We start from the raw sequence: 21,219 nt of genomic DNA on the forward strand, positions 1-21,219 counted from the left end.
TGGCTTCGCCGGGTCAACCGCCAGCACGGGCGGCTGCATCGGCCCTTGCGGTCACCGCAGCGCCTTCGGCGGTCAGGCGCAGGCTGGCGCGCCAGAAGAAGAAGGCGGGCAGCAGCCCCAGCCAGGCGGCCCCCCACAGCACCCAGCGCACACTCTCCGCCCCCGCCAGCGGCTGGAAGGCATCGGACATCATGCCGAAGAACAGCGGACCGAGGCCGAGACCGATGAGGTTCTGCGCGAACACCAGCGTGGCCGTGGCGACGGCGCGCGCTTCCTTGCGGACCAGCCCCTGCACTGCGGCATAGGCGGGGCCATAGTACATCGAGTTGAAGATGGTGGGCACCACCAGCAAGGCGAGCGCCATCTGCCAGCTGGTGGCGTTATAGGCGACGAAGAGGATGGGGGCGGCGATCACCATGCCGATGGCGGGCGCGGTGAGCATGTGGCGCTTGTCGGTGCGGGCGAACCTGTCCGACACCCAGCCGCCGGCCCAGGTGCCAAGCAGGCTGGAAAGACCGGCGACAATGCCGAGCGTGAGCCCGGTCTCGCCCGGCGTGAGGCCGAAGCTGCGGATGAAGAAGATGGCGGACCAGGCGGTCTTGCCATAGCCGAGGAAGGCGACAAGCCCGGAGGCGATGGCGAGCAGCACGAAGGCGCGGCTCGAGAAGACCTCGCGGAGTGCCGCACCCGCCGAAAGTGCCGGCGGGGCCTTGGTGGTCGTTATCAGCCCGGCGCGGCGCGGATCGCGGAGCGCGAACCAGACGAAGGCGGCGAGCAGCACGCCGGGAAGGCCGACGACGAGGAACGCCGAGCGCCAGCCGACAGAGTCCGCAAGCAGGCCGCCAATGACCATGCCGAGCAGCGAGCCGATCGGGATGCCCATGCCGTAGAAGGCGATGGCGCCGGCACGACGCTCGGGCGGCACGGCGTCGGCGATCAGGCTGTGGGCTGCCGGGGTGCAGCCGGCCTCGCCAACGCCGACACCGACGCGGGCGAGGAGCAGCTGGGCGAAGTTCTGCGCCAGCCCGCACACCGCGGTCATGCCCGACCAGAGCAGCAGCGACACGCTGATCAGGCCGACGCGGTTGGCCTGCGGCCGGTCGGCATAGCGGGCGATGGGGATGCCGAGTATGGCATAAAAGAGTGCGAAAGCGAGGCCGGTCATCAGGCCGAGCTGGGTGTCGGACAGCCCGAGATCGCGCTTGATCGGCTCGGCGAGGATGGTGACGATCTGCCGATCGAGGAAGTTGAGGATATAGACGGTGAGCAACGTGCCCAGCAGCAGCCGTTCGGAGGTGACGCGCGTCTGCCCCGCGGCGATGGTGCCTGCGACTGACCCGGCAACTGGTTCCGACGCCATGCGTCTTCCTTCCCCGAACATTGGCTGCACCTCTGGCGGGAGCATGCCTCCTCTCAAGACTGCCGGGCTGGCGCGCTGCTGGCAAGCGCCGTAGTGGCTTTTGGATGACCGCATCGATGACAATGTTTGCAGACGATGTCCGACTGGCGCGGAGCCTGGCCATTGCTGCGGGCAATCTGCTGCTGGCGTTGCGGCGTGACCAGCGGCTGCAGGGCGAGGCGCTCGGCAAGGCGGGCGATCGCCAGGCCAACACGCTGATCCTCGATGCCCTGCGCGCGGCGCGGCCCGATGATGCAATCCTTTCCGAAGAATCGGTCGATCATCCGGCGCGGCTGGCGGCGCGGCGGGTGTGGATCATCGATCCGGTCGATGGCACGCGCGAATTTGCCGAGCGGCGCGATGACTGGGCGGTGCATGTGGGGCTGGCGGTGGACGGCATGCCGACGGCGGGGGCCGTGGCGCTGCCGGCGTTCGGCCGCTGCCATGACAGTTTGGAGCCGCCTGCCCTTCACGACGAGGCGCGGCCGCTGCGCCTGCTCGTCAGCCGCACCCGACCACCGGTGATAGCATTGCGTGCCGCCCCGCTGCTCGGCGCCACGCTGATGCCGATGGGGAGTGCCGGGGCGAAGGTGATGGCGGTGATGAACGGCGAGGCCGAGCTGTATCTTCACGCCGGCGGCCAGTCGGAATGGGACAGTTGCGCGCCCTTTGCTGTGGCGCTGGCGGCCGGGCTGCACTGTTCGCGGCTCGATGGCAGTCCGGTCACCTACAATCACGCACAGCCGTTGGTGCCCGATCTGATCGTCTGCCACCGATCGCGCGCTGCGGGGGCACTGGCGTTGCTGGCATCGCTCGGCTGACGCCCGTGCGGGTGCTGACCTTTCTCCACGCCTTCGGTCCCGGCGGCGTGGAGCGCGATGCGCTGCGGCTGCTGCAGGCGCTGACGGCCGCCGGCCCAAGCGAGCAAGCGATGGATGTGCCGCTGGTGATGGGGCGGCTGACAGGGCCGATGGCAGACGATGCGCGGGGGCTGGAGGTGCATGCGCTCGACGGCGCCTCCGACCGCACCGCCGGTTATGAGACGCTGTGGATGATCGCGAAGCTGCCGGCGCAGATCAGGGCGCTGCGGCCCGATGTGCTGTTCTGCCCCGGAAATGCCTATGCGGTGGTGGCGGCGGCCATGCGGCTGTGGCTGGGGCGGCGCTGCCCGCCGATCGTGATCAAGATCAGCAACGATCTTGAACGCCGCGACCTGCCGGTGCCGGTGCGCTGGGGCTATCACCTTTGGGTGCGGCTGCAGATGCGGTTGTTCGATGCCGTTATCGCCATGGCGCCGGCGGCGGTGGAGGAGATAAGCCGGATCGGCCGGATCGCGCCGGACAGGATCACCATGATTCCCAACCCCTGTTTCTCGGAAGCCGAGCTTGGGCGGCTGGCGGCCACCGCTGCTGCACGCAGGCCCGCGGCGCAGGGCACGCGCTTTCTCTGCATCGGGCGGCTGGCACGGCAGAAGAACATGGCCAATTTGCTGCGCGCGTTTGCCGATGCTGCCGGGCCGGATGACCGGCTGACGATCATCGGCGAGGGCGGGGCGCGGGCGGCGCTGGAGGCGCTGGCGGAGGAGCTTGGTATCGACGCGCGCGTGTCGATGCCCGGCCATCTGTCCGATCCGGTGCCGGCGATGGCGGCGCATGATGTGTTCGTGCTGGCATCGGACTATGAAGGGCTGGGCGTGGTGGTGCTCGAAGCGCTTGCCGCCGGGCTGCCGGTGGTGGCGACCGACTGCAGCATCAACATGGCCGACCTGCTCGCCGAGGGGCGCGGGTTGCTGGTGCCGGTGCGGGACCCGGCGGCGCTTGGGGCCGCGATGCAGGTGATGGCGGCGCGGGTGCGCGCCGGAGACGGCCCTGATCCGGCGGCGATGCTGGCCATGGCGCGGGCATTCACGGTCGAGAAAGGATTGCCGGCGCATCGGGCCTTGTTTGCGGGAACGAGTCGGCATGCCGCTTCGTAGAGTCGCGAAAATGCCATATTGCGGTCCTAGGGCCGCAGGCGTGCAATGAAGGCAGACCAACGCGTGTTGACAGCCAATCCCGGCGCCGCTCCCCCAGCTGCCGCCACCATCATCGACCCCAAGCCGCTTGCTGTTCCGCAGCGCAGCTGGACCTGGTGGCTGGGGGCTGCCATTTCGCTGGCAGTGCTTGTCGTTTCGGTGCGCGAGCTGGCACGGGTCGATCTGTCGGAGGTCATGGCGATGGTGCCGGCGTCGCCGGCGTTCTGGCTGGTGTTCGCGCTTGCCTATTTCGTGCCGGCGGCGACCGATTTTGCGATCTTCCGGCGGCTGTGGCGGATCCCGGCAGACGGCTTTACCGCGCTGGTGCGCAAGATGATCGGCAACGAGTTGCTGCTGGGTTATGTCGGCGAGGTGTATTTCTACACCTGGGCGCGGCGGCGCACCGAGATGGTGAGCACGCCGTTCGGCGCCATCAAGGATGTCGCGATCCTGTCGGCGTTGATGGGCAATGCCGTCACGCTGGTCATGCTGGTGGTTGCGGCACCGCTGCTGGCGACGCTTTCGTTCGGGATCGAAGCGAAGACGCTTGCCGGTTCGATCGGCGTCGTGCTGGTCACTTCCAGCCTGCTGATATTCTTCCGCAAGGCGCTGTTCAGCCTCCCCGGTGCCGATCTGCGCTTCGCGGGGATGATGCATCTGGTGCGCATCCTGGTGAGCACGGCGCTGGTGGCGGTGTGCTGGCATCTGGTGCTGCCACAGGTGGCGCTGCAATGGTGGCTGATGCTGGCGGCGTGCCGGCTGTTGCTGTCGCGGCTGCCGCTGATGCCCAACAAGGATATCGTCTTTGCCGGGCTGGCAGTGTTCATGATCGGCCATGACGCCGAGATCGGCGCGCTGATGACGATGATGGCGAGCATCACGCTTGCGGCGCATCTGGCGCTCGGGCTCGTGCTGAGCCTTGTCGAGCCGCTGGGCATGAAGCGTTGAAGCGGCTGCTGCTGGCTCCGCTGACGCTGTTGCTGGTTGCTGCCGACCTGCCGAAGGAAGGCCAGCCGGGGTATTTGCCGAGCACCCCCGATCTGGGCAAGAGGGAGGCGCAATGCGGCACGCCCGAGAATGGCCCGGCGGTGATCATCACCGTCGACGGGCTGAAGGACCGCGCCGGCAATCTCAAGGCCGAGCTCTACCCGGCCAATGACGATGATTTTCTCGAGGATGACAACAAACTGATCATGGCGGGCAAGACGTTCAGGCGGGTCGAGGTGCCGGTGCCGAAGTCCGGCCCGGTGCAGCTGTGCGTCCGCATTCCCGGCCCCGGCGCCTATTCCTTCATCCTGCTGCATGACCGCGATGCCAACCGCAAGTTCGGGCTTTCCACCGATGGGGTGGGCTTTGCCGGCAACCCGAAGCTGGGGCTCTCCAAGCCCAGAGCCGCGAGTGCCCGCATTGAGGCCGGCAACGGCTTGACCCGAGTCAATGTGCGGATGAACTATCGGCGGGGGCTGTTCAATTTCGGCCCGATCGAACGCTGAGGCGGATGCACATCGTCGATATCTCGGCGCTCTATTCCCCCACCGGGGGGGGCATCCGCACCTATACCCGCCGCAAATTGCAGACCGCCCAGCGCTTCGGTCACAGCCTGACGGTGGTGGCCCCCGGCAATGATGCGGCCGACGACATGGTGGCGCCCGGTGGCCGACTGCTCACGATCAAATCCCCGCATTTCCCGCTCGACAAGAGTTACTGCTATTTCGAGAGCGACGCGATCATCCGCCGGCTTCTGAACGAGCTGAAGCCCGATTTCGTCGAAGCGTCGAGCCCCTGGGGGAGCAGCACTTCGGTGGCGGAATGGCCAGGACGGGCTCCGCGCGCACTCATCATGCACGCCGATCCGCTCACCGCCTGGGCGTATCGCTGGTTCGAGCGGGTGGCGAAGCGCGAGACGATCGATCGGGGGTTCGACTGGTTCTGGCGGCATTTGCGGCGGATGGACGCCAGCTATGATGCGATCATCTCGGCGAGCAACAACTTGTCGGACCGGCTGGTGGCGGGCGGGCTGCAGCGGGTGCACACCATTCCCATGGGTGTCGAGCCGGGGTTCTTCTCGCCCGCCTTGCGCGATCCTGCCTTGCGGGCACGGCTGCTGGCGCGGTGCAACCTGCCCGAGACGGCGACACTGCTGGTCGGTGTGGGGCGTTTCAGCCCCGAAAAGCGCTGGCCGATGGTGATCGAAGGGGCAACGGCGGCCGGGGTGCGGCGCCCGTTGGGGCTTGTGATCATCGGCGATGGCCATGCCCGGCGCCGCGTGGTGCGCGCCGCCGACAACAACCCGCATATCCTGCTGCTTGCACCGCTGGGCGGCCGCGAGGAGATGGCGCAGGTGCTGGCGAGTGCCGACCTGCTGCTGCACGGGTCTTCGGCGGAAACCTATGGCATGACGCCGGCGGAAGCGCGGGCTTCCGGACTGCCGATCATCGTGCCCGATGATGGGGCGGCGATCGACCAGCTGACGCCGGGTGCCGGCCTCGCCTATTCGGCAGGCGATCCGGCGCGCATGGCCGACACGATCGTTGCTGCCATCGACTCGCTGCCGGCGCTGCGGGCGGGGGCATTGGCCGATGCGGGGAATGTGCAGGAGATGGACCGGCATTTTGCCGAGCTGTTCGCGCTTTACGAAAGCCTGGTGACAGCCCCGGTGGCGGCGCGCGCGGCCTGACGACAAAAGGCCGGCGCGGTCATCAACCACGCCGGCCTTTCGGTCAGGCTTCAGCGATCAGGCGTCGTCGCTGACGTCGGCTTCGATATTGACCGTCGTCTCGGCGAGCTTGGTCATGTATTCGTCGCTGTTGTAGATTTCGTCGGTGATTTCGGCGAGCTGCTCATGCGCGTCGTCGAGGCCGAGCGTGCGGGCGTAGGAGGCGGCGGTGCCGAAACCGGCGATGCCGTAGTGGCTCATCCGCTGATACTGCGCGATGATGAGCGCATCGAGCACCGGGCCTTCTTCGGGGGCATCGCTGCCGGTGGTGTGCTTGAGCGCTTCGGCTGCGAGGCCTTCCATGCCCTTGCAATGCTCCTTCTTGACCTTTTCACCCAGGTCTTCGAGCAGCGACTGCAGCGTTTCGGTGTGCTTCTCGATGCCGGCCTGCGACTCGTCGAGCATGTCCTTCAGGTCTTCGTCACTGGCCTTGGCGGCCATCTTCTTGACCGTGCGCTGCATCTGGTCATTTGCCGACCACAGGTCGGCGAGTTCCTCGGCGAGAAGGTCGTGGAGGCTGGATGGTGCTGACATTTCGGTTCTCCGCTGCGGCCCCAATGCCGCTTCGGTCCACCAACCGCTGCGCTGCGCCGAAGTTCCCTCAAATGCGCTCGATGATCACCGCCGGGGCCATGCCGCCGGCGGCGCACATCGTCACCAGCCCCCGCTTGAGATCGCGCCGCTCGAGCTCGTCGAGAACGGTGCCGATGAGGATGGCGCCGGTGGCGCCGATGGGGTGGCCAAGCGCGATCGACCCGCCGTTGACGTTGACCTTGTCGCGGTCCAGCCGGAGATGGCGGATGAACTTTTCCGCGACCACGGCAAAGGCCTCGTTGATCTCCCACAGGTCGATGTCGTCCACGGTGAGGCCGGCCTTTTCGAGCACTTTCCGCGCTGCCGGCACCGGGGCATTGAGCATCAGCGTCGGGCAATCGCCCATGTTGGCCATGGCGACGATACGGCCGCGCGGCTTGAGGCCATGCTTTTCGGCATAGGCCTTGGAGGTGAGCAGCAGCGCCGCGGCGCCATCGACCACGCCCGAGGAATTGCCGGCGTGGTGAAAATGCTCGATCTTCAGCTCCGGATAGCGGCGGTTGATGAGCGCGCGGAACGTCGTGCCGTCAGCATCGATCGGCATGTCGGCAATCATCTGGAACGCCGGCTTGAGCCCGGCCAGGCCTTCGGCGGTGGTTTCCGGGCGGGGATATTCCTCGCGGTCGAGCGCGACCGAGCCATCCTCGTTCAGCACCGGCACCACCGAGCGTCCGAAACGCCCCTCGTCGATGGCAGCGGCAGCGCGCTTCTGGCTCTCGAGGCCAAGCGCATCGAGATCGGCACGGCTGATGCCTTCCATGGTGGCAATGGCATCGCCGCACACGCCCTGGTGCGATTGGGGGTGCAACGCCTGCAGATGCTTGTTGCCCGAGCCCATCATCATCGGCGGGCGGCCGGCGGCCATGTCCTCGGCGGCCATGGCAGATGTGAGGCTCATCATCTCGGTGCCGCCGGCGATGAGCGCGTCTTCCATGCCGCTCATCACCTGGGCCGCGGCGAGATTGACCGCGGTGATGCCACCGCCGCAGAAGCGATCGAGCGTCATGCCGCTGGCCCGGATATCAAAACCCGCATCGAGCGCTGCCATGCGCCCCAGATCGCCGGCCTGCGGGCCCCGTTGGCTGCTGGTGGACCAGATGATGTCGTCGATGGTGGCGGTGTCGATGCCGTTGCGGTCTCGCAAGGCTGCCAGCACGGTGGCGGCGAGGTGCTGCGGGTGCAGATGGCTCAATGCCCCCTTGCCCGGCTTGCCGACCCCGCGCGGGGTGCGGACGGCGTCGATGATATAGGCTTCAGGCATGGTGAGGCTCCCTCTTGGCGCCAACATCGCACCCGCCACCGCGGCGCGCACCCCCCTCATTTGAAGGGCTCGCAGCCACCATCCAATGTTTCAGTCCTGTAACCACTCTCGCATTGAAATTCCCTGGGCCGGGGTTCATCCCACGGGGAACAATGGGGGTTGGGAACATCATGATGCCGTTAGCCGGCCGCGCGCTTGCAGCAGCGCTGCTCGTTGCCAGCCCGGCGGCTGCCCAGCGTGCCGGGGAGAACATCCTGACCAGTGCCGCCGATGCCTTTGGCACATCGCTGGGGCGCGACAATTTCGGCCTCTACACCACCACCAGCGTCCGCGGTTTCTCCCCGACGCAGGCGGGCAACAACCGCATTCTGGGGCTGTATTTCGATCAGCTCGGCGGCGTGACGCGCGGCATCCGCCAGGGTGCCAGCGTGAAGGTGGGACTGAGCACGCTGGCAACCCCCTTCCCGGCGCCCACCGGCATCGTCGACACGCAGGTGCGGGTACCGGGCGAGCTGGGGCTGGGCAGCACCACCATCGGGCTGCAGGAGAACTGGAAGGCCAATTACGAGATCGAAAAGGAGCTGCGGTTCGGCGAGCGTGCCGCGATCACGTTCGGCGGGCTCGCCGAATATCGCAACATCGTCAATGGAGACCCCGGGAGGCTATGGGGCGTTGGTGCCACCGGCCGGTTTCGCCCCGTCGCTGGTGTGGAGATCATCCCGTTTCTGGGAACGTTCAGCCGCTACAAGGAATTCAGCGGAGCGCGCTGGTTCACCCGTGACCGCGAGCAGCCGCGCCAGCAGGTGGACAGAAACCGCATCATCGGACCGACATGGGCGGATGACGGCGAGACCTCCACCAACGGCGGCGTGGTGACGCGCATCCGGCCGACGTCCGACCTCGACATCGACATCGGCCTGTTCCGTGCGGTGCAGATCCGCCAATCATCCAACTCGACGCTGGTGCGCGATATCGATGCCGAGGGTTTTGGCCAGCGGATCGTCATCTCCGATCCGCGCCAGCTTCGCACCTCCTGGTCGGGCGAGCTGCGGTTGGCGCGGCGGTTCGTCACCGGCAATCTCGCGCACACCGTGCTCGCCTCGGTGCGGGGACGCGAGGTCGATGCCCGGATCGGCGGCAATGCCCGGGTCGATCTCGGTCGCTCATTCCTCAACGACCGGATCGATGTCCCGCGCCCGGCCTTCGCTTTCGGGCCCACGACGAGCGACAAGGTGAGCCAGCGCATCTACGGGGTCGGGTATCAGGGCAAATGGGGCACGATCGCCGAACTGGCAGCGGGCGTGCAGTACAACGACTATCGCAAGCGTATCGATGCGCCCGGCCAGCCGCTGGTGCTGCTCGAAGACAAGCCGGTGCAGTTCAACGGGATCGCCGCGGTCAATGTGTCTTCGAAGCTCGCGGTCTATGGCGCCTTCACCCAGGGGCTTGAAGAGACCGGCGCCGCGCCGCCCGAGGCCGTCAACCGCAACGACTTGCTGCCGGCGCAGCGCACCCAGCAGGTCGAGGCCGGGTTGCGCCTGAGATTGCCGGCCAACCTCACCCTCAACACAGCCGTGTTCAAGATCGAGAAGCCGTTGATCGCGCTCGACGACCAGCTTTTCTTCCGGCCGCGGGGCACGCTCTTCCACAAGGGATGGGAAGCTTCGCTGGCAGGCAATCCCATGCCGGGCCTGACGATTCTGGTCGGCGGGTTGCTGCTCGATGCCGGCAACACCGGCGAGGAAGTGAATGTCGGACAGTTCGCCTGCCAGGGACCGAGCGCGGGCCTTGTGCCGGGCTGCGGGCTCGGGCGGCGACCGGTCGGCCGGTCGCCGGTGTCGGGACGGCTGGCGGTCAACTGGCGGCCCGACCAGGGCAAGAGCCGCTGGTCATTCGACCTGGTTGTGGAGGGCAACAGCCCGCAGCAGGCGACCCGCGACAATCTGGTGACGAGCGTCGCCGGCGTCGATATCGACCTCGGGATGCGTTACCGCTTCAAGGTCGGGGAGAATGCCGCGGTGTTCCGGCTGGCGGTCAACGACCTGACCAACGCCTATCGCTGGACGGTTGCGGGCGACGGCGCATGGGCGCCCAACACGCCGCGCTCGGTGCTGGCATTCGTCACCGTCGACATCTGAGGCTGTGTCATCATTCGCGGCCGTGCGGGGCATCCCAGTCGAGCAAAGGCCCGGCGGGCACGATTCCGGTCGGGTTGATGGTGGGATGGCTCTCGTAATAATGCCGCTTGGCGTGCTCGAAGTTGGTGGTGCTGCCGAAGCCGGGGGTCTGGTAGAGGTCGCGGGCATAGGCCCAGAGTGCGGGATAGTCGCTGATACGCCGCAGATTGCACTTGAAGTGGCCGTGATAGACAATATCGAAACGCGCCAGCGTGGTGTAGAGGCGGATATCGGCCTCGGTCAGCCGGTCGCCAACCAGAAACCGTGACGTTGCCAGCCTGGTTTCGAGCCAGTCGAGCGTGTCGAACAGCGGGTGGACGGCTTCTTCATACGCCTCCTGCCCGGTGGCGAAGCCGGCCTTGTAGACGCCGTTGTTGAGCGTGTCGTAAACCCGGTCATTGACCTCGTCGATCTCGGTGCGGAGGTCGGCGGGGTAAAAGTCACCCGGCCTTGCACCGACGTCATCGAAGGCGGTGCCGAGCATCCGGATGATCTCCGACGACTCGTTGTTGACGATCATGGCCTGCTGCTTGTCCCACAGGATCGGCACGGTGACGCGCCCCGAATAGCCGGGGTCGACCGCCGTATAGACCTGGTGCAGATAATCGGCGTTGTTGATCGGATCGGCCACCACGCCGGGCCCGTCCTCGAAGGTCCAGCCGTGTTCGCGCATCCGCCAGTGGACGATCGACACCGGGATCGCGTCTTCAAGGCCCTTCAGCGCTCGCATGATGAGCGTGCGCTGGGCCCAGGGGCAGGCAAGACTGACATAGAGATGATAGCGTCCGGGCTCGGCCTTGAAACCGCTGTCGCCGGTCGGGCCAGCGGCACCATCGGGCGTCACCCAATTGCGGAACTGCGCGTCGGAGCGGACGAACCGCCCGTCCGATTCATCGGTATCATACCATTTGTCGTGCCACGCGCCGTCTACCAACAATCCCATGACGGGTCCCTTGCATTGTTTCTGCTTGCGGGAACCAACGGGAAAAGCTGCCACGGGTTGCAACCGATGGTGATCCCTACGGGAATCGAACCCGTGCTTTCGCCGTGAGAGGGCGACGTCCTGACCGCTAGACGAAGGGACCGCAGCGGGAAGCGGCGTTTCGCGCTTCAGGCCCCTAAAGTCAAGCGGCGCGCGCCGGCCGGGCTTCGCGCTCGGCTTTGATTGCCTCGGCGAGCAGGAAGGCGAGTTCGATCGCCTGGCTGGCGTTGAGGCGCGGATCGCACTGGGTTTCGTAGCGTGCCGAAAGCCCTTCGTCGGTGATGGCGATGGCGCCGCCGGTGCATTCGGTGACGTCGAGGCCGGTCATCTCGATATGAACGCCGCCGGCATGCGTGCCCTCGGCGCGGTGGACGGCGAAAAAGCCCTTCACTTCGGCAAGGATGCGCTCGAACGGGCGGGTCTTGAGACCGCCGGCGGCCTTCACGGTGTTGCCGTGCATCGGGTCGCACGACCAGATGACCTTGCGGCCCTCGCGCTCGACGGCGCGGATGAGGCGCGGCAGGTGCGCCTCCACCTTGTCATGGCCGAAGCGGGTGATGAGGGTGAGACGGCCGGGCACATTGCCGGGATTGAGGGTGTCGATCAGCCGGAGCAGATCGTCGGGATCGAGGCTGGGGCCACATTTGAGGCCGAGCGGATTGCCGACGCCGCGCAGGAACTCGACATGCGCCGAGCCGGGGAAGCGCGTGCGATCACCGATCCAGAGCATGTGCGCCGAGGTGTCGTACCAATCGCCGGTCAGGCTGTCTTGCCGGGTCATCGCCTGCTCATAGCCGAGCAGCAGCGCCTCGTGGCTGGTGAAGAAGCTGGTGCCCTTCAGCTGCGGCACGGTCTCGGGCGAGATTCCGCAGGCGGCCATGAAATCGAGCGATTCCCCGATCCGGTCGGCAAGTGCTCGATACTGGTCCGACCAGAGCGAGCGGCCGGTGAAATCGAGGTTCCACTTGTGGACCTGATGGAGGTTGGCATAGCCGCCGCTGGCAAACGCCCGCAGCAGGTTGAGCGTGCTCGCCGCCTGCAGATAGCCGCGCAGCATGCGCTTGGGATCGGGCGTGCGCGCTTCGGGCGTGAACGCCATGTCGTTGACATTGTCCCCGCGGTAGCTCGGCAGGCTGACGCCGTTCACTTCCTCGAAGTCGCCCGAGCGCGGCTTGGCGAACTGGCCGGCCATGCGGCCCACCTTCACCACCGGCAGCTTGGAGGCGAAGGTGAGGACGACCGCCATCTGCAGCAGCACGCGGAAGGTATCGCGGATGGTGTTGGGGTGGAAATCGGCGAAGCTCTCGGCGCAGTCCCCGCCCTGGAGCAGGAAAGCCTTGCCCGCCTCGACATCGGCAAGTGCTGTGGTCAGATCACGCGCCTCGCCGGCGAACACCAGCGGCGGATAGGATTTGATCTCGGCTTCCACCGCGGCCGCGGCAGCGGCATCGGGGTAGCTGGGAAGCTGGCGGGCTTCATGGTGGCGCCAGCTTTCGGGGGTCCAGGCGGTGTTCATGGCGCGGTCTTTGCCTTTTCGGGTGCGGTTGCGCAAGCGGGGGCCGCTTCTAGCGCATGAGGACCAGCTCTTCCGACATGGTGGGGTGGAGGGCGATGGTATCGTCGAACTGTGCCTTGGTGAGCCCGGCCTTGATGGCGATGGCGACGGCCTGCAGGATTTCGGGCGCATCCGGCCCGATCATGTGCGCACCCACCACCTTGTCGTCGCTGGGGTTGACCACGAGCTTGTAGAGGGCGCGTTCGTTGCGCCCCGCCAGCACGTTGCGCATCGGGCGGAAGTCGCTGGTGAAGACCCTGGCGCTGCCGAAGGCGTTGCGCGCCTCGGCCTCGGTCATGCCCACCGAGCCCAGCGGCGGGTTGCTGAACACGGCGCTGGGGATGCACCGATAGTCGACGCGCCACGGCTTGTTGCCGAACACGCTGTCGGCAAAGGCATGGCCCTCGCGGATGGCGATCGGGGTGAGCTGGACGCGGTTGGTGACGTCGCCGACGGCATGGATGTGCGGGACGTTGGTGCGGCTGTCCTCATCGACGACGATCGCGCCGATCGAGCCGGTCTCCACACCGGCAGCCTCGAGGCCCAGGCCTTCGGTGTTGGGCACCCGGCCGACGGCCCAGAGCAGCTGGTCCGCCTCTTCTTCACTATCGTCGTGATAATGGACGCGCACCCCGGTCTCGGTCTTATCGACGTGCTTGATGAGGGTGTTGAACTTGAAGCCAAGCCCCTTGGCAAGGGAGATGGTGAGCAGCCGGTCCCGAAGGGCGGGCTCCCATTCGCGCAGGATCGTGTCGGACCGATTAAGGAGCGTGACCTTGGTGCCGAACTCGTGGAAGACACCGGCGAATTCGTTGGCGATATAGCCGCCACCGGCGATGAGCATCGACTTGGGCAGCGTTTCCAGATGGAAGATCTCGTTGGAGGTAATGCCATGCTCGGCACCCGGCACATCGGGGACGGCGGGGCGGGCACCGGTGGCGATGAGGAAGCGGGCGGCGGTGATGCGCTTGCCATCGACCTCGACGGTGTGCGGATCGATGAAGCGGGCGTGGCCGTTGAGCACGGTGACCTTGTTGTTTTCCAGTGTGTTGCCATAGAGGCCGTTGAGGCGATCGACTTCGGCGAGCACATTGTCCCTGAGCGTCGGCCAGTCGAAGCTGCGCTCATCGACCTGCCAGCCGAAGCGCTGGGCATCGACGAGGTCCTCGGCGAAATGGGCACCATAGACGAGCAGCTTCTTGGGCACGCAGCCGCGGATGACGCAGGTGCCGCCGACGCGATACTCCTCGGCCACCGCCACCCGGGCCCCATGCCCGGCAGCGATCCGGGCTGCTCGCACGCCGCCCGAGCCGGCGCCGATGACGAACAGATCATAATCATATTCGGACATGCTGATGGTCTCTTGTTGCCTTGCCGGGAGGGATAGGGGCTGGGCGCCGGCAACGCCAATCGAAAGTCCCGATGGCAGCCATCGACCGCACCCCTCAGCCGAGCTGCAGCAGCACCGCCCCCGCCAGCACGCCGATCCACAGGCCGGTGAGCAGCAGAAGATTGCGGCTGAAGGTGGCCTCGTCGGCCTTGTGGCCGTGCATCGCCTGCACCGCCAGCATGTCGCCGCCGCCGCCGGCTGCCGCCAGCAGCGTGAAGGTGGCGTTGGACAGGCGACGGTGGCGGCGCTGCTGCTGGGGCGGGCTGCGGGCGATGCCGAGATCATGCGCCATCAGGGCGAAGCCGAGCAGATTGACGCCGGCAAACAGCAGCAGCGCCGCCGGCAGCAGCCAGGGGGGCAAAGGCGAGCCGGGGGTGGCATCGGGAGGAGCGAAGTAGCGCCTGGTGCGATCGGGCTTGCGCACGACCTCAGGGGCTTCGGCATTGGCTGCGGGTGCTGCGACGGGCGCCGGATCGACGGCGGCCACCTGGACGCCACGGTCGCAGTTCAGTCGTCCGTAGCGCTCGACCGCATGGCCGGCTTCGACCATGGCGCAGCCGAGATCGATCTCATCGGCGACGCATCGAGCCACGACGCGTCCATAGCGATCGACGTCCTTTTCTTCGCAGCGCACATCGCGGTCTTGTGTCAGGCTGCGAAGATAGTCGCGTGCGGCATATGGGTTGCCGGGCGTGCACTGGCGGCCGGGGCGGCAGGCGCCGGGCATTTCGGGGGCATCGATGCCGTGCATCCGCATGGCCCGCTCCTGGCCCATGCAGCGGATGGCATCGCCATCATGATGGGTGGGGCGCTCGCAGGCGAATACCAGAGCTGCTGCCAGGGGGATCAGCAGCGACATGCTGTCAATCGAGGAAGGGATCGCGGACCAGGATGGTGTCCTCGCGCTCGGGGCTGGTGCTGACCAGCGTCACCGGGCATTCGGTCAGCTCCTCGATGCGGCGGATGTACTTGATCGCCTGCGCCGGGAGATCGGCCCAGCGCCGGGCACCCGCTGTCGACTGGGTCCAGCCTTCGAAAATCTCGTAGATGGGCTCGACCCGGGCCTGATCATGGGCATGTGCGGGGAAATGGTCGAGCGTTGCGCCATCGAGGCGGTAGCCGGTGCAGATCTGCAGGGTTTCGAAGCCATCGAGAACATCGAGCTTGGTGAGCGCGATGCCGGTGATGCCCGAAGTGGCGATCGCCTGGCGGACGAGCACTGCATCGAACCAGCCGCAGCGGCGCTTGCGCCCGGTGACGGTGCCGAACTCATGGCCGCGTACCCCAAGCTTCTCGCCGGTCGCATTGTCCTGCTCGGTGGGGAAAGGGCCGCTGCCGACACGGGTGGTATAGGCCTTGGTGATGCCGAGCACATTGCCCATGGCGCCCGGGCCAAGCCCGGAGCCGCTTGCCGCCTGCCCTGCGACAACGTTGGACGAGGTGACGAAGGGGTAGGTGCCATGATCGACATCGAGCAGGACGCCTTGCGCGCCTTCGAACAGGATGCGCTTCCTTGTGGTGCGCGCCTCGGCCAGAACCTTCCATACCGGCTGGACATAGGGCAGCACATGCGGTGCGATTTCGGCCAGCTGGGCGAGCAGCTCGGCGCGGTCCACCGCTTCGATGCCGAAGCCGGTGCGCAGGGCATTGTGGTGCGCCAGCAGCCGATCGAGCTGGGCTTCGAGCTTGTCCAGATGCGCCAGATCGCAGACGCGCAGCGCCCGGCGGCCGACCTTGTCTTCATAGGCCGGGCCGATGCCGCGCCTGGTGGTGCCGATCTTGCCGGCGCCCATCGCATCCTCGCGCAGCGCATCGAGGTCGCGGTGGAGTGGCAGGATGAGCGGGCATTGCTCGGCAATGGCGAGGTTTTCGGGCGTGATCGTCACCCCCTGCCCACGCAGCTTCTCGACTTCGGCCTTGAAGTGCCAGGGATCGAACACCACGCCATTGCCGATGATGCTGAGCGTGCCGCGCACGATTCCGCTGGGGAGCAGGCTGAGCTTGTAGGTCTGGTTGCCGACGACGAGCGTGTGGCCGGCGTTGTGGCCGCCCTGGAAGCGCACCACGACATCGGCGCGCTCCGAGAGCCAGTCGACGATCTTGCCCTTGCCTTCATCGCCCCATTGGCTGCCGATGACGGTGACATTTGGCATGTGTGGCGGTCCTCAGGCGAGCGGCCGGGCATGGCCGGCCTCATAGATGTGGGTGCAGCCTTGCGGTGTGCAGGCTTCGCAAAGTGCTGCGACGGTGATGAAGCCCTGGGCGCGCAGTGCCTCGCCCTCGGCTTGCGGCGTGCCGAGCGCCAGGAAGACGCGAGGGCGCTCGGTGGTGCCGAGCCCGGCTTCGACGAGACTGTCGATGTAGAGCGAGAAGCCGAGCGCGGCTTCGGGCGTGCCATCGGGGTGGAGCAGGGTGTAGCTGCCGCCGCGGCCGATCTCGAACGGCAGGCCGGCGCCGAACAGCGAGAAGCCGAGCCAGCTTTGATACTCGAAGCCGTGGCGCTCGGTGGGATCGAGGGTGACGCTGATATCGAGCGGGGCAAGGGCGGCCACGACTGCCGCCACGGCATCGAGGCGCCCGGCCGGCAGTGGCAAGGCGGCGAGGCGGGCAAGGGCGGCATCGGCGGGGCCGGCGGCAGCGATGAGCGGTTCATAGGCGCTGGCACCATGGGCGCGGAGCGAGGCGGCATCCTTGCCATCGAGCAGCGCCTGCAGCGTGGGCAGGTCGGCGGTGCCGGCAGGCAGGCCGGCGGCGTGGAGATCGGCGACGAGGGTGGGCAGCGTGAGATCGATGCTGAGATCGGGGACGCCGGCGGCGAGCAGTGCTTCGACGGCGAGGGCGAGCATCGCCCGGGCGGCGGCGGGGCTGTCGAGGCCGATGAGTTCGGCGCCGATCTGCTGTGACTGGCGCTCGGGTGCCAGCTGGCTGCCGCGGACCCGGAGCACCGGGCCGGCATAGCTCAGCCGCAGCGGGCGGGGGGCTGCTGCCATCCGGGTGACGGCGATGCGGCCGACCTGGCCAGTGATGTCCGACCGCAGCGCCAGCGTGTGCTGGCTGACGGGATCGGTGAAGCGCAGCAGCTCGCGGCGCTGGGCGCTGGCCAGCCGCGAGCCGAGCGACTCCTCATATTCCACGAGTGGCGGGCTGACGCGTTCATGGCCATGGGCGGCGAACACCGCCATCATCGTTGCGGTGAGCGTGGCTTGCGCTTCGGCTGCGGGGGGCAGCCGATCGCGCAGGCCTTCGGGGAGGAGACCGGGGGGAAGCATGGCGCGGGGTTTAGCAGCAGGGGCCAGGAAAGGAAGGGGCGTGCGGATGCAGGGGCAAGACGTCCATTTGCGCCGGGCCGGCGGCGCGCGAAATTGTCGAAGTTGACACGAAACGCGGTTTTTTTGGTGGCGCGCCGCTCAGGCCATGAGCTCGTCGTAGGGCGGCAGGTTGAGAATTGCGCGTGACGCCGTGTTGTAGGCGGCCTCCAGATCGTCCGCCGCGGCTTCCCATTCCTCCACCAGCTGGTCGAGCTCGGGCGGAGCATCGTCCTCCTGCGCTTCGGCCCGGAGCCCGCGCAGCTGCTGCGAGACCGCCTGGATGGCAATGACCATGGTGTTGACGGAGATTTCGGGCATTCTGGCTCCTGCCTTGCTCAGCTTGTTGCCAGCTCGACCTGGCGGACAACGGCTGCCCGGGCCATGTTGTCGAGATACCCGCTGAAGGTCTGCCGCGTCATCCGGGTCCGTGCCGTGAGCATGTAGTGATAGCCTTGGCGGCCATCCTTGCAGGTTTTCTGGTACCTGTCCTTGACGATGAGAATTTCGTCTGAATATTCAGTGCCTTGTGGGATGTAGAATTCGGCACAGTTGAACCATTTGGAAATGTCGTGAAGCGACGTGCCCTTGCCGTTGTTGTCCACGAGCGGCAATCCCGTGGGGCCGGTGACGAAGGAGACATCGGCGTTGCTGACCTTCGTCACGCCCTGTGACTTGAAGGTCGTCGCCTCCCAGCGCGGATCGAGCATGCCCGCATCGGGGGTGCCATCGCGGACCTTGAGTTTGCTCGCAGCGCCCATGAGTGATCGGTACAAATCGACATCGGTTGTTGCCATCCGACCCTCCCCAGAGCCAATCAACCGAGGCAGAATAGCAAGACAATCGTCCGAATTCAAGATAAATTGGCAAGCTCTGGCGGCATGGAAAAACGGTCAATACTGTGCGAATGTTATTCTGTTCATAAGGATTGAGAAAGGCAGGGGCGCTGCGCCCCTGCCTTTCGATTGCCCTGCCTTTCGATTGCGCGCCGGCTCAGCCGAACTTGAGAGCCTTGGCGATCTTGACGCCGGGGAGGCGGCATATCGACCAGAGGAGCGGATCGGGGATCTCGCCATCGACCGAGAGCAGCAGCACGGCTTCCGCACCCGCATCGCGGCGGCCGAGGTGGAAGGTGCCGATGTTGACGCCCGCCTCGCCCAATGTGGTGCCCAGCCGGCCGATGAAGCCCGGCTTGTCCTCGTTGACGATGTAGAGCATCCGCCCCGCCAGATCGGCCTCGACGGTGATGCCGAACAGCTCGGTGAGGCGCGGCTTGGCGTTGCCGAACAGCGTGCCGGCCACCGAGCGGTCACCGGCGGGGGTGGTGACGGTGACGCGAAGCAGCGTGTGATAGTCGGTCTCGCGGTCGTGGCGGACTTCGGCGATGTCGATGTTGCGTTCGCGCGCCAGATAGGGTGCGTTGACCATGTTCACCGTGTCCGAATGCGGACGCATCAGGCCGGTGAGCACGGCCGCCGTGATCGGCTTGATGTTGAGGGCTGCGGCAGCGCCCTCGACCTCGACCTTGACCGCGGTGATGGTGGTGCCTTCGAGCTGGCCGATGAGCGCGCCAAGACGCTCGGCGAGCGCCATGTAGGGGCGGATGCGCGGAGCTTCCTCGGCGGACAGGCTCGGCACGTTGAGGGCGTTGGTCACACCGCCGGTGAGCAGGAAATCGCTCATCTGCTCGGCGACCTGGATCGCGACATTGACCTGGGCTTCATCGGTGCTTGCCCCCAGATGCGGCGTGCTGATGAAATTGGCCGTGCCGAACAGCGGCGACGCCTTGGCCGGCTCTTCCTTGAACACATCGAGGGCAGCACCCCCGATATGCCCCGAATCGAGCCCGGCCTTGAGCGCATCCTCGTCGATCAGCCCGCCGCGCGCACAGTTGATGATGCGAACACCCGGCTTGGTCTTCATCAGCTTGGCAGCCGACAGGATGTTGCGGGTGCTGTCGGTGAGCGGGGTGTGGAGGGTGATGAAATCGGCCTGCGCCAGCAGCTCGTCGAGCTCGACCTTCGTCACACCCATCTGCTCGGCACGCTCGGGGGTGAGGAAGGGATCGAAGGCGATGACCTTCATCTTGAGGCCGAGGGCACGGTCGGCGACGATGCTGCCGATGTTGCCTGCACCAATGAGGCCGAGCGTCTTGGCGGTGAGTTCGACCCCCATGAAGCGGTTCTTCTCCCATTTGCCGGCCTGGGTGCTGGCATCGGCTTCGGGGAGCTGGCGGGCGAGCGCGAACATCAGCGCGATGGCGTGTTCGGCAGTGGTGATCGAGTTGCCGAAGGGTGTGTTCATCACCACGATGCCCTTGGACGAGGCAGCGGGGATGTCGATGTTGTCGACGCCGATGCCCGCGCGGCCGATGACCTTGAGGTTGGTGGCGGCTTCGATGATGGCAGCGGTCGCCTTGGTAGCGGAGCGGACGGCGAGGCCGTCGTAATTGCCGATGATCTTGGCCAGCTCGTCCTTCGACAGGCCGGTGATTTCATCGACTTCGACGCCGCGGGCGCGGAAGATTTCGGCGGCCTTGGGGGACATTTCGTCGGCGATCAGGACTTTGGGCATGGGGGATTTCCTTGAATTGATGCTGTGGGGAAGGCGCGCGCAGGCGCGTTATCCTCCCCGGCCTCCCTGCGAAGGCAGGGAGGGGAGTTCAGGCGGTGACTTGGGCGTGGGCCCAATCGAGCCAATGGGTGAGCGTCTCGATGTCCGAGGTGTCGACGGTGGCGCCGCACCAGATGCGCAGGCCCGGCGGCGCATCGCGGTAGGCGCCGATGTCGTAGGCGGCCTTTTCCTTTTCGAGCAGGCTGACCATTGCCTTGACCTGATCGGCGCTGGTGCCCGGCAGGGTGAGGCAGACGCTGGTGTTGGAGCGGGTGGCGGGCTCCTTCGCCAGATGCTCGACCCAGGGGGTGCGCTCGACCCAGCGGGCAATGGCTTGCGCATTGCCATCGGCGCGCGACATCAGCTCCTGCAGGCCGCCGCTGTGCTGCGCCCAGGTGAGGGCATCGATATAGTCCTCGACGGCGAGCATCGACGGCGTGTTGATGGTTTCGCCCGAGAAGATGCCTTCGATGAGCTTGCCTTTCGACGTGAGGCGAAAGATTTTCGGCAGCGGCCAGGCGGGGGTGTAGCTTTCCAGCCGTTCGACGGCGCGGGGGCCGAGGATGAGGACGCCGTGGCCGCCCTCGCCGCCGAGCACCTTCTGCCAGCTGTAGGTGAGGACGTCGGTCTTTTCCCAGGGGATCTCCTGCGCGAAGACTGCACTTGTGGCGTCGATGAGGGTGAGGCCCTCGCGATTGTCGCGAATCCAGTTGCCACCGGGGACGCGCACCCCCGAGGTGGTACCGTTCCAGGTGAAGCAGAGATCGTGGCTCTGGTCGATGCGGGTGAGATCGGGAAGTTCGCCATAGGGAGCGGTGACGATCGTCGGATCGAGCTTCAGCTGCTTGGCGGCATCGGTGACCCAGCCCTCGCCGAAACTTTCCCACGCCATCATGGTGACGGGGCGGGCACCGAGCATCGTCCACATCGCCATTTCATAGGCGCCGGTGTCCGACGCCGGCACGATGCCGATGCGGTGGGTGCTCGGCACTTCGAGGACTTCGCGGGTGAGTTCGATGGCGTGCTGAAGGCGCGCCTTGCCGAGCTTGGAGCGGTGCGACCGGCCGAGCGATTCGATGGCGAGTTGATCGGGGGTCCAGCCAGGACGTTTTGCACATGGCCCGGACGAAAAATGCGGACGCGCCGGAAGCGCTGCTGGTTTGTCAGTCATGTTCTCTCCTCACAGAGAGCTCGCGCCGCGTTGGGGCGGCGT

At 66.6% G+C, this 21,219-nt stretch carries 19 protein-coding genes and 1 tRNA gene; 6 read left to right on the top strand and 14 right to left on the bottom strand.

Annotation, left to right across the window (positions count from 1 at the left end; all coding sequences use genetic code 11):
- Positions 1 to 13 precede the first annotated feature (13 nt).
- Positions 14 to 1,360, bottom strand: coding sequence for a spinster family MFS transporter (locus FHS79_RS09875; RefSeq protein ID WP_184199071.1), 1,347 nt, complete (start codon positions 1,358 to 1,360; stop codon positions 14 to 16).
- A gap of 116 nt (positions 1,361 to 1,476) precedes the next feature.
- Here FHS79_RS09875 and FHS79_RS09880 point away from each other — a divergent pair, with 116 nt between their 5' ends.
- The 5 genes from FHS79_RS09880 to FHS79_RS09900 are packed head-to-tail and all read left to right on the top strand — an operon-like array spanning position 1,477 to position 6,090.
- Positions 1,477 to 2,220 (top strand): 3'(2'),5'-bisphosphate nucleotidase CysQ, encoded by a 744-nt coding sequence (locus tag FHS79_RS09880; protein ID WP_184199074.1) that lies wholly within the window; start codon positions 1,477 to 1,479, stop codon positions 2,218 to 2,220.
- Between the two features lie 5 nt (positions 2,221 to 2,225).
- A complete protein-coding gene (locus FHS79_RS09885) occupies positions 2,226 to 3,374 on the top strand; it encodes a glycosyltransferase (RefSeq protein WP_184199077.1) in 1,149 nt (382 codons plus the stop codon).
- A 45-nt stretch (positions 3,375 to 3,419) separates the two neighbouring features.
- Entirely contained in the window at positions 3,420 to 4,361 is a 942-nt protein-coding gene (locus FHS79_RS09890; protein ID WP_184199080.1) for a hypothetical protein, read from the top strand.
- 20 nt (positions 4,362 to 4,381) lie between these two features.
- A complete protein-coding gene (locus FHS79_RS09895) occupies positions 4,382 to 4,906 on the top strand; it encodes a DUF2141 domain-containing protein (protein ID WP_373289726.1) in 525 nt (174 codons plus the stop codon).
- Positions 4,907 to 4,911: 5 nt separating this feature from the next.
- On the top strand, positions 4,912 to 6,090 hold the full coding sequence (locus FHS79_RS09900) for a glycosyltransferase (RefSeq protein ID WP_184199083.1): 1,179 nt from the start codon (positions 4,912 to 4,914) through the stop codon (positions 6,088 to 6,090).
- A 57-nt stretch (positions 6,091 to 6,147) separates the two neighbouring features.
- On the opposite strand, the gene FHS79_RS09905 is transcribed toward FHS79_RS09900, so the two are convergent.
- Together FHS79_RS09905 and FHS79_RS09910 are read right to left on the bottom strand one after the other, a co-directional pair.
- Positions 6,148 to 6,663 carry a YciE/YciF ferroxidase family protein gene (locus FHS79_RS09905; protein WP_184199085.1) on the bottom strand — a complete coding sequence of 172 codons (516 nt, stop codon included), beginning with the start codon at positions 6,661 to 6,663 and terminating at the stop codon, positions 6,148 to 6,150.
- A gap of 67 nt (positions 6,664 to 6,730) precedes the next feature.
- Entirely contained in the window at positions 6,731 to 7,984 is a 1,254-nt protein-coding gene (locus FHS79_RS09910; protein ID WP_184199087.1) for an acetyl-CoA C-acetyltransferase, read from the bottom strand.
- A 170-nt stretch (positions 7,985 to 8,154) separates the two neighbouring features.
- Between FHS79_RS09910 and FHS79_RS09915 the strand changes: the two genes are divergently transcribed.
- Positions 8,155 to 10,122 (top strand): TonB-dependent receptor, encoded by a 1,968-nt coding sequence (locus tag FHS79_RS09915; RefSeq protein WP_184199093.1) that lies wholly within the window; start codon positions 8,155 to 8,157, stop codon positions 10,120 to 10,122.
- A gap of 10 nt (positions 10,123 to 10,132) precedes the next feature.
- Here FHS79_RS09915 and FHS79_RS09920 read toward each other — a convergent pair whose 3' ends face one another.
- From FHS79_RS09920 to FHS79_RS09970, 11 genes are all read right to left on the bottom strand, one after another.
- Positions 10,133 to 11,104, bottom strand: a complete 972-nt coding sequence (locus tag FHS79_RS09920; protein ID WP_184199095.1) for a glutathione S-transferase family protein — start codon at positions 11,102 to 11,104, stop codon at positions 10,133 to 10,135.
- Between the two features lie 67 nt (positions 11,105 to 11,171).
- A tRNA-Glu gene (locus FHS79_RS09925) sits at positions 11,172 to 11,246 on the bottom strand.
- Positions 11,247 to 11,285: 39 nt separating this feature from the next.
- Positions 11,286 to 12,659, bottom strand: coding sequence for a class II 3-deoxy-7-phosphoheptulonate synthase (locus tag FHS79_RS09930; protein WP_184199097.1), 1,374 nt, complete (start codon positions 12,657 to 12,659; stop codon positions 11,286 to 11,288).
- Between the two features lie 49 nt (positions 12,660 to 12,708).
- Positions 12,709 to 14,049, bottom strand: a complete 1,341-nt coding sequence (gorA, locus tag FHS79_RS09935) for a glutathione-disulfide reductase (RefSeq protein ID WP_184199099.1) — start codon at positions 14,047 to 14,049, stop codon at positions 12,709 to 12,711.
- A 94-nt stretch (positions 14,050 to 14,143) separates the two neighbouring features.
- Positions 14,144 to 14,947, bottom strand: coding sequence for a thermonuclease family protein (locus tag FHS79_RS09940; protein ID WP_184199101.1), 804 nt, complete (start codon positions 14,945 to 14,947; stop codon positions 14,144 to 14,146).
- 4 nt (positions 14,948 to 14,951) lie between these two features.
- Positions 14,952 to 16,241, bottom strand: coding sequence for an adenylosuccinate synthase (locus FHS79_RS09945; RefSeq protein WP_184199103.1), 1,290 nt, complete (start codon positions 16,239 to 16,241; stop codon positions 14,952 to 14,954).
- Between the two features lie 12 nt (positions 16,242 to 16,253).
- Positions 16,254 to 17,357, bottom strand: a complete 1,104-nt coding sequence (locus FHS79_RS09950) for an ATP phosphoribosyltransferase regulatory subunit (RefSeq protein ID WP_184199105.1) — start codon at positions 17,355 to 17,357, stop codon at positions 16,254 to 16,256.
- A gap of 138 nt (positions 17,358 to 17,495) precedes the next feature.
- On the bottom strand, positions 17,496 to 17,714 hold the full coding sequence (locus FHS79_RS09955; protein WP_184199107.1) for a Tsi2 family anti-toxin: 219 nt from the start codon (positions 17,712 to 17,714) through the stop codon (positions 17,496 to 17,498).
- A gap of 17 nt (positions 17,715 to 17,731) precedes the next feature.
- Positions 17,732 to 18,190, bottom strand: a complete 459-nt coding sequence (locus tag FHS79_RS09960) for a Tse2 family ADP-ribosyltransferase toxin (protein ID WP_184199110.1) — start codon at positions 18,188 to 18,190, stop codon at positions 17,732 to 17,734.
- A gap of 196 nt (positions 18,191 to 18,386) precedes the next feature.
- Positions 18,387 to 19,967 carry a phosphoglycerate dehydrogenase gene (gene serA, locus FHS79_RS09965; protein WP_184199113.1) on the bottom strand — a complete coding sequence of 527 codons (1,581 nt, stop codon included), beginning with the start codon at positions 19,965 to 19,967 and terminating at the stop codon, positions 18,387 to 18,389.
- A gap of 88 nt (positions 19,968 to 20,055) precedes the next feature.
- Positions 20,056 to 21,177, bottom strand: coding sequence for a phosphoserine transaminase (locus tag FHS79_RS09970; RefSeq protein WP_184199115.1), 1,122 nt, complete (start codon positions 21,175 to 21,177; stop codon positions 20,056 to 20,058).
- Positions 21,178 to 21,219 lie beyond the last annotated feature (42 nt).

Origin of the sequence: Polymorphobacter multimanifer (genome assembly GCF_014205635.1) — a bacterium.
Classification (GTDB): Bacteria; Pseudomonadota; Alphaproteobacteria; order Sphingomonadales; family Sphingomonadaceae; genus Sandarakinorhabdus; species Sandarakinorhabdus multimanifer.

Excerpts from the sequence above, each read along its gene's own strand:
- FHS79_RS09970 (WP_184199115.1), bottom strand. The coding sequence starts at position 21,177 with ATGACTGACAAACCAGCAGCGCTTCCGGCGCGTCCGCATTTTTCGTCC.
- FHS79_RS09940 (WP_184199101.1), bottom strand. The coding sequence starts at position 14,947 with ATGTCGCTGCTGATCCCCCTGGCAGCAGCTCTGGTATTCGCCTGCGAG.
- FHS79_RS09915 (WP_184199093.1), top strand. The coding sequence starts at position 8,155 with ATGATGCCGTTAGCCGGCCGCGCGCTTGCAGCAGCGCTGCTCGTTGCC.
- FHS79_RS09930 (WP_184199097.1), bottom strand. The coding sequence starts at position 12,659 with ATGAACACCGCCTGGACCCCCGAAAGCTGGCGCCACCATGAAGCCCGC.
- FHS79_RS09945 (WP_184199103.1), bottom strand. The coding sequence starts at position 16,241 with ATGCCAAATGTCACCGTCATCGGCAGCCAATGGGGCGATGAAGGCAAG.
- FHS79_RS09875 (WP_184199071.1), bottom strand. The coding sequence starts at position 1,360 with ATGGCGTCGGAACCAGTTGCCGGGTCAGTCGCAGGCACCATCGCCGCG.
- FHS79_RS09890 (WP_184199080.1), top strand. The coding sequence starts at position 3,420 with ATGAAGGCAGACCAACGCGTGTTGACAGCCAATCCCGGCGCCGCTCCC.
- FHS79_RS09905 (WP_184199085.1), bottom strand. The coding sequence starts at position 6,663 with ATGTCAGCACCATCCAGCCTCCACGACCTTCTCGCCGAGGAACTCGCC.
- FHS79_RS09900 (WP_184199083.1), top strand. The coding sequence starts at position 4,912 with ATGCACATCGTCGATATCTCGGCGCTCTATTCCCCCACCGGGGGGGGC.
- FHS79_RS09880 (WP_184199074.1), top strand. The coding sequence starts at position 1,477 with ATGACAATGTTTGCAGACGATGTCCGACTGGCGCGGAGCCTGGCCATT.
- FHS79_RS09960 (WP_184199110.1), bottom strand. The coding sequence starts at position 18,190 with ATGGCAACAACCGATGTCGATTTGTACCGATCACTCATGGGCGCTGCG.
- FHS79_RS09955 (WP_184199107.1), bottom strand. The coding sequence starts at position 17,714 with ATGCCCGAAATCTCCGTCAACACCATGGTCATTGCCATCCAGGCGGTC.
- FHS79_RS09920 (WP_184199095.1), bottom strand. The coding sequence starts at position 11,104 with ATGGGATTGTTGGTAGACGGCGCGTGGCACGACAAATGGTATGATACC.
- FHS79_RS09910 (WP_184199087.1), bottom strand. The coding sequence starts at position 7,984 with ATGCCTGAAGCCTATATCATCGACGCCGTCCGCACCCCGCGCGGGGTC.
- gorA (WP_184199099.1), bottom strand. The coding sequence starts at position 14,049 with ATGTCCGAATATGATTATGATCTGTTCGTCATCGGCGCCGGCTCGGGC.
- FHS79_RS09950 (WP_184199105.1), bottom strand. The coding sequence starts at position 17,357 with ATGCTTCCCCCCGGTCTCCTCCCCGAAGGCCTGCGCGATCGGCTGCCC.
- serA (WP_184199113.1), bottom strand. The coding sequence starts at position 19,967 with ATGCCCAAAGTCCTGATCGCCGACGAAATGTCCCCCAAGGCCGCCGAA.